This window comes from Metabacillus fastidiosus NBRC 101226 (assembly GCF_001591625.1).
GTDB lineage: Bacteria > Bacillota > Bacilli > Bacillales > Bacillaceae > Metabacillus > Metabacillus fastidiosus.
Genome location: NZ_BCVG01000146.1, coordinates 1 through 7,935 on the forward strand (window position 1 = coordinate 1; position 7,935 = coordinate 7,935).

General features: G+C 33.2%; 4 protein-coding genes and 1 pseudogene. 2 read left to right on the plus strand and 3 right to left on the minus strand.

Features of this window, described 5'->3' with window-relative positions:
* Positions 1 to 149: 149 nt before the first annotated feature.
* The 3 genes and pseudogenes from BFA01S_RS19975 to BFA01S_RS19985 all read right to left on the minus strand — a co-directional run bounded on the left by BFA01S_RS19975 (position 150) and on the right by BFA01S_RS19985 (position 5,399).
* Positions 150 to 752 carry a dienelactone hydrolase family protein gene (locus tag BFA01S_RS19975; RefSeq protein ID WP_066235114.1) on the minus strand — a complete coding sequence of 201 codons (603 nt, stop codon included), beginning with the start codon at positions 750 to 752 and terminating at the stop codon, positions 150 to 152.
* A gap of 195 nt (positions 753 to 947) precedes the next feature.
* Positions 948 to 1,715, minus strand: a complete 768-nt coding sequence (locus BFA01S_RS19980) for a hypothetical protein (protein WP_066235116.1) — start codon at positions 1,713 to 1,715, stop codon at positions 948 to 950.
* Between the two features lie 932 nt (positions 1,716 to 2,647).
* Positions 2,648 to 5,399 (minus strand): annotated as a pseudogene (locus BFA01S_RS19985) (efflux RND transporter permease subunit).
* 147 nt (positions 5,400 to 5,546) lie between these two features.
* On the opposite strand from BFA01S_RS19985, the gene BFA01S_RS19990 reads away from it, so the two are divergent.
* Together BFA01S_RS19990 and BFA01S_RS19995 are read left to right on the plus strand one after the other, a co-directional pair.
* On the plus strand, positions 5,547 to 6,221 hold the full coding sequence (locus BFA01S_RS19990; protein ID WP_066235118.1) for a response regulator transcription factor: 675 nt from the start codon (positions 5,547 to 5,549) through the stop codon (positions 6,219 to 6,221).
* On the plus strand, positions 6,218 to 7,285 hold the full coding sequence (locus tag BFA01S_RS19995) for a HAMP domain-containing sensor histidine kinase (protein WP_235843083.1): 1,068 nt from the start codon (positions 6,218 to 6,220) through the stop codon (positions 7,283 to 7,285). The genes BFA01S_RS19990 and BFA01S_RS19995 overlap by 4 nt, the downstream gene beginning before the upstream one ends.
* The last annotated feature ends 650 nt before the right edge of the window (positions 7,286 to 7,935 follow it).

A 7,935-nucleotide genomic window follows, 5' to 3' on the forward strand; every position in this document is an offset into this window, starting at 1 on the left:
AACCACCTCCTAAATTTAATCCTTATTATATAATCCTGCTTCTATAGTTTAATAAGACTTTAAAATATCTAAATAAGTACCTTCTATCAATTCAGTTAACATAATACACATTTTAAACAGTAATAAGTTTTTTAATAAAGTAAATAAAATTAGCAAAAACTAGAGTTGCTTTGTAAAAACTTATCTATACACTGCAATGCTTGAATAGCAGATAGCTCATGATAGTTAGGAGAAAATGAATCTATAAATCCATGTATTCCAGGGAAAATTTTCAACTGCAAATTTTTATTCTCTTTTTCTACTAATGTTTCCACTAAAGTATGTATGTTAAATGCTTTTTCTTCTGTTGGAAAGATTAAAAGAGTAGGACAAACTGGCTCAATATCTATATAGTTTCTTATTTGGGATCCATAACAACCTATCACAAAATCACATATTTCATTTTTATTGCATAACCAAGCTATAGTTGCTCCAACACTAAATCCAACTACTCCTACTTTCTGATACCTTTCTTTCAAATCAAATATGATCTGATGAATTTGTTGAATTCCATAGTTAAAACCAATATTTTGCATAAAATGTTGATAAGCAGCAGTTTCCTCAGAATAGGTATAAGGATGTTCCTTATTCAATAAATTTGGGCATACTACATGTATCCTTTGTTGTAATAACCTTTCTTGTACATATTTCATATGTTTATTAACCCCATATATTTCATGCATTAACACAACAGCTATCTTCTGCTTTTTCATATAGGTATCCCCTTAATAAGTGAATTCGTATTTATTGACATTCTAGTTAACATAAAGCACATTTTACAAAGTAAAAAGGATCTTTCACAGTCAAAGATCCTTTTAATTATTTATTGAACTAAAACACCTAATAGTTGAATATTTATTGTAAATCATTATCTAGTTTTTCCTCATACTTCACTATTGTCATACGATTTATTCTAAGAATTCCAATATGTCTTTACCTAACTTTTCATAATGAATATCCTTAATATTCCCTGATTTAGCATTCATGTTGATGATAATCCGGTCAACACGATCTTTGTGAATAGCGTGAAAAGCAACTGTCCACATCCCCTCACTTAAAATGGCGTCCTCTGATTCTATTGATATGTTTTCTTTCTCATGTTCGTCAAACCATTTCATCACTTCTTTATTCTTTTTTGCCATCTCTTTTGCTTGATCCACAGCCATTATTTCAGGTTCTTTATCATTCATTAGTTCTAAAGGTAATGACGAAAGGAATCTCTCATTATCATGGGGTTGGAAGGAAAAGGACATTTCATACATACCACTCAATGCATTCACAGTACGTTCATTCGTTAAGCGAACCTTGCGTTTAAAAGTTATTTCTTTTTCAAATGTTTCGTTTGGTTTCATTTCTCTTAAATCATCGGGATTAAATATGTCTTCGCAACTTTCTTCCAATGTATTATCTGTAACCAGATACGAACTAGCATCTTCCTTTTTCACCCATATTCCAAAAGGAATGCCACAACGCTCATTATAAATAATCGTCTCCTTACTAGTATTAGTAATAAATGCGTCTACTTTAATGTCTTTTCCTACCTCTATAGTGGCCTTTAATGCAAGCCCATTCTGTTCAAATTCATGGGTGAACGTTTTTAGGTCGCCAGATGTTGATTGTTGAGTCGTCCCGCAGGCACTAAGAATTAAAATTAGAATCAACGCAAATTTTTCCAATCTATCATCCTCCCAAATTTTTAATTTCTATAAACTCATTCTTTTTCAACCCTTCTGTTCTTTAGTTCAATAAAAATGAGCAGTGTTCCTTCTTAAAGGAAAGTGCCCCATTATTGACTAGCATTTTTAACAATTTTATTGTTATCTAACAAAATATATAGTTCTAGTTAACATAAAACACATTTTACAAAGCTAAAATCCAAGTCAATCCCGGAATTCGCCCATTTTCAGCTGAATTCCGGGATTTTCATGTCGGGAAATAACCCTAAAACTACCTTTAGAAAACAAACCTACGATCTCCCATTTCCTTTCAATTACTCCCGTTTTTTTCTCTTTCTAAATACAAAAGGAACCGCATAAAAAAGAAGAATACTAATAATTACAGTAAAAAATGTAGTTCTCGTTATTATATTTGTCATAACCAAGCCAACTAACAGCACTAAAAAGGACAACCTCCAATAGAATTCTATTTTACTCAAAACAACACCTACTTTAACTTAGAATCTACCCTCCTATTATTGTTAATTATAACTTATATATCCAAATATAAAATTAGGCTTAAGCCTGCTTTAGTAGCCTTTAAGGCTATTAGTCTCTAGGAAATGTAGCTATAAGTTATTGTAGCTTTGAAATAAAGTTTAATTGGAACAATGTTATTAGCCTTGATCTGTGAAGAAAAGAGCATATTTTGAAAAAAAGATTAATCAAAACATACTCTTCTTGTGTTAAATTGAATGATTTTTTTATAAAGAAGTTTAATCATTTTTTGTTCCTTTTTCAACAAAAGCACCCCATTGTTTAAGTACATTTCTTCACAAACTTGTTCTATTTTCACATTTCTCTTATCTTACAAGAACGCTGTTCCTTTAATTTAACAACACAAAAAGACCGCCGAAGCGATCTTTGTCTTTAACTCTTGTACTCGAGAAGTATTAATTATCAACTTCATCTTTACGATTTTTCTTAAAAAATTTTGATAATAATTCATAAGCAAGTGGAACTACAATCAATGTTAACAAGGTAGAACTTGTTAAACCACCAATAACTGTAATACCAAGTCCTTTAGAGATTAATCCACTACCACCGGAACCTACTGCTAATGGGATTAAAGCACCAACCGTAGCAATGGCTGTCATAATCCGCAGCTACACCCGCAACATCTAGAGTTACCCCTTTAGATAATTCTAACTTATCCATTTCTTTGGTAACTTCGGAAGTTACTTTTGATATATTTTCTGTCTTAACAGTTCCAGAAACAGTAGCGTAATATTCCCCTTTGTTACGTGACAACGCGCTTAAAGTGGAACCTTTTTCCACTTTAACAAGATCGGAAAGAGGCATTGTTTTTCCTGTTGCTGTCTGAATATCTTTAACTAAAATATCATCGATAGACTTTGGTTGGACAACTTCATCTTGTTGAACTATGACATTTAATTCTTTACCATCTTTTTCAACAGTTGTTAATACATCTTGCGTTTGTTGTGTGCTTAACATCATTGCAAGTTGACCTACTGTTAAACCGTAATTAATTAATTCATCTTGTGCGACTTTAAACGTATATTTAACATACGGATCTTTCGTACTTGAAGTTACATCTTTCAAGTTCTTGTTTTTACTTAAAGCTTTTTCAGCTTCTTTCACAGCTTGATTTAATTTCTCTAAATCTGCACTGTGGAACGTGTAACTAACCTTGTTTGTAGAACCAGATATGGAAGACATATCTTGACTCTTCCATTCTCCTGATTGTCCAATGTTTTTCAAATATTTTTCAATTTCTTCACGTACTTCGGTGAAATTCTCCGTTTCTGGATCAAATATGAGATACATTAACGCACCACCACTTCCGCCCATCATAGCAGCAGAAGTATCTCCTTTTTCTGTTACGGATAATTGAACTACATCAATATCTTTACGTTCGAGCATTTTTTCTTCTACCACTTTAATATTTTTTAAAGTGTCTTCTCGAAGTTCACCATTTTTTGGTGTATAGGTTAAATTCATTGTTTTTTCTTCTTCGCTTCCCATAAAGCTAAATCCAATTAGCGGCGTCAAAGCTAAACTTCCAACTAATAAAACAATAGCTAAAATGGATGTAATTACTTTATGATTTAATGCACCATTAAGAACTTTCTTATACCAGTTCGATAATGCGCCTGTTTCTTTATGCCTAGCTTTAGTCTTCTCACTATACAATTTCTTTTTAAATAGAAAATGTGATAATGCTGGAACAATTGTAATTGCCACTAACAAAGATGCTCCTAATGCGAATGTCATTGTTAGTGCAAATGGCATAAACAACTCTCCAACCATACCACCTACAAAAATTAACGGAGTAAATACGGCAACTGTTACTAGTGTAGATGATAGAATTGGTTTAAACATTTCAATAGTTGCTTCTCGTATTAAGGCACGGCCAGTTAATTTCTCCTCTTTTAAATGTAGCCTTCTATAAATATTTTCAACTACTACAATGGAATCATCGATAACACGACCAATTGCTACAGTAATTGCACCCAAGGTCATAATATTCAAAGTAATATCCAGCCAATGAAGCAACAGAAGTGCCATGAAAATAGAAGCAGGGATCGAAATAATGGATATAATAGTTGATTTTAAATCACGCAAGAATAATAAAATAATTAATACCGCAACTAAACCGCCAAATAAAGCTTTTTCGATCATAGTATTAACGGATTCTTCAATTGACTTTCCTTGATCTAGGGTCACATCGACAACAAGACCATCTACTTTTGTTTTTTCATCTTTTACTACTTCTTTCACCTTTTTTACAACATCTACTGTGTTTGCCTGTGGATCCTTAACAATTTGAATCGCAATAGCCTCTTTACCATTTGTTCGGGATACGGATTGAACTTTACCTATCACTTTTACATCCGCAATTTCACTTAGCTTTACAAGTGGTGAAGGGTTTTTAGTACTAGGCGTAACTGGTATCAACATATTTTTTAATTCATCGACATTCATAAATTTACCGTCGATAGATACTGCTTGTTCATCTTTTTCAAATTCATACAGACCTAATGAAACAGACTGATTACTAGCTTGAATCACTTGTTTCACTTTATCTTCAGTTAAATCTAACTCCGACATTTTTTCCTTGTTATATACAACATCTACTTCATCGGTGTGTTGGCCAGACGTAGTAGCTGTTGCTACACCATCAATTTTTTTCAACTTTGGAAGTAGACTTTCCTCTACTGTAGATGTTAAATCTGCAATGTTTTCTTTAAAACTAGTTACACTCAGAGCAACAACTGGCATCATATTCATGCTAATTGCAGATACTGTAGGTTCTTGTGCCTTTTCAGGTAACTTAACTGAACCTATTGCTGACTCTAGCTCTCGTTTAGCTTCGTCCATATCAACACCGTATTCATACTCAATTTGAATACTTGCCATATTGGAATTGGAGCTGGAATTCACTGTCTTTACATGATCAAGACCCTCTGCCACCTGTTCCAATGGAATTGATACATCTTCCATCACTTTTTCAGGAGTTGCCCCTGAATATACAACCATTACAGATAAATATGGGACTGATATATTGGGAATCGTCTCTGTTTTCATCTTTGTACCTGAATAAATACCAGATAAGGTTATGATAATAGTAAGCAACCATACGGCTAATTTATTACCTAGAACAAAATTAACAATATTTTCCATCAAATAATCTCCTTTTTTTAATTGCTTGAACACATAATAGATTAGCAGTATAAAATAAACTGAAAATAAACTTGATGAAAAAATACAAGTTTATTTTCAGTTTATTTTTCAAAGGTATAATAGGAGGATAGAAGGAGGCACTTTCAAATGAATAAAATATTAGTAGTAGAAGATGATATAAATACTAGAAAATTGATTTGTATCGTTTTAAACCATAATGGTTTTGTAACATTCAGCGCAGAAGACGGGCTCGCTGCACTTGATTTAATGGAGAAACAGCATATTGATTTAGTTGTACTTGATTTAATGATGCCCAATATGGATGGCTATGAACTGACACGTCAACTTCGTCTTTCATGGGAGGCTCTTCCCATCTTAATGATTTCAGCAAAGCAAAGTCTTGAAGATAAAAGACAGGGATTTCTTGTTGGTACGGATGATTATATGACAAAACCTCTAGATGAGGAGGAAATGATCCTTCGTATTAAAGCACTTCTCCGTAGAGCAAAGATTGCCAGCGACCGCAAGCTAGAAGTGGGCAAAGTGATACTTGATTATGATGCACTCACCGTATCCCGTGAAGATACAGTTGTTATGTTGCCTCAAAAAGAATTTCTCCTTTTATTTAAGTTACTTTCTAATCCAAAAATGATTTTTACCCGTTTGCAGCTTATGAATGAAGTTTGGGGAATAGAAACTGAAACTGCTAATCATACACTCAATGTCCATATTAATCGACTTCGGGATAAGTTTAGGGATTGGACAGAATTTGAAATTGTGACAGTACGTGGACTAGGTTATAAGGCGGTGAAAAACACGTGAGAGTTTTTATTAAAAAGCGATTGACTCTTACTGTAACATTAGTCATTTTTGTTTTCTGTGTTATGGTGGCGACCCTTCTCTTAATTATAGGTAGTTTAATATTACTACAACATTTTGGAGTTATATCTCCTTCTCATCCTACTTCACAGAATATGGGAAGTAATGCTGAAAGTCCGCTATCATTGTTGCTTATATTCTTTCTACTCTGCATTTTTATTGGACCTGCTTTAACTGCGTTTTTCAGCAGAATAGCACTAAATCCAATCCGAAAGGTAATTGTCGCCATACATAAGGTAGCAAACGGTGACTTTAATACTAAGATTGATATTAAAGGGATCGGTGAATTGGAAGAGCTGTCTCATAGTTTTAATAAAATGACACAAGAACTATCGGGTATTGAAACGCTGAGAAGTGATTTTATCAATAATTTTTCCCATGAATTTAAAACCCCAATTGTTTCCTTACGTGGTTTTGCAAAACTCCTAAAGGAAAATAAACTAACTCAGGAAGAAAGACAGGAATATCTTGACATTATCATAACGGAATCCGAGCGTTTAGCGGAACTTTCTACCAATGTACTGACTTTAGCAAAATATGAGAATCTTGAAATTATAGTAGATAAGACCCCGTTTAGACTAGATGAGCAACTCAGGAAAACCATCATTTTATTGGAACCCAAATGGTCTGCAAAAGACATAACCGTTAATGTAAAATTAGACGAAGTAATTTACACCGGAAAGGAAGAATTGACACAGCAGATTTGGCTTAACCTGTTAGATAATGCTATAAAGTTCTCCAATCAAGGTGGCTTAATCACTATTACTCTTGAAAATATAAATGGGGTGATTCGGTTTGTTATTCAGGATGAAGGTGCTGGCATGGATAGCCAAACTAGAGCTCATATTTTCGATAAATTTTATCAGGGAGATACTTCACACTTAAAATCAGGGTATGGGCTTGGACTTCCACTTGTGAAACGTATTGTCAACCTTTGTGGCGGTAACATTAGTATACAAAGTGAGTTTGGGAAAGGTAGCATATTTACAATTGAATTGCCTTGTTAAGACTAATTTAGGATACAGAGCACCAGTAATAACGGAAATATAAAAAATTGAGGGTGTCCCAAAAATCTAACGAGTCGATTTTGAGGGAGAAAACATAGTCCCTATTTAATCCAAAAGGGAAAATATAAAAAATGCTATATCTTCTCCTGATGCTTAAAGTCCTTCAGGGTCACCCTCTAATATCAATTCTAAACAATCTCCCACTGTCTTCAAAACCATCCGTCCAGTTACTCTTCAATTAACAATGTGACTGCTGTTATTTAACCCGGTTGTTACACTATATTGAAAACTGCCTTAAATCGGTTTATTTCACACATTAATACTCTTCCAATAGATTTGTAATTTAAGAAATGTTCCACTTCCTCAGTATCCGAGTCCACTTTCATCTTGCTGATTCCTTCTTTCATTCATTTGGCCCGTTTGTAGAACAAGAAAAAATCCTGCATATCAACAAAGGATTTTTAATCAAACATTTTTATAAACATCGTGACTTTATTTCAAATCTACAAAAACAGCTCACAAATCAGCATCATACGATAAATAAAAAGAATCTATTTTGAAAAAAATTGATCAAAATGACAGCCTTTTTTCTATTTTAAGAACTGCTTTTTATAAAAAAGCTGATTATTATTTTAATTCGTACTCCCATC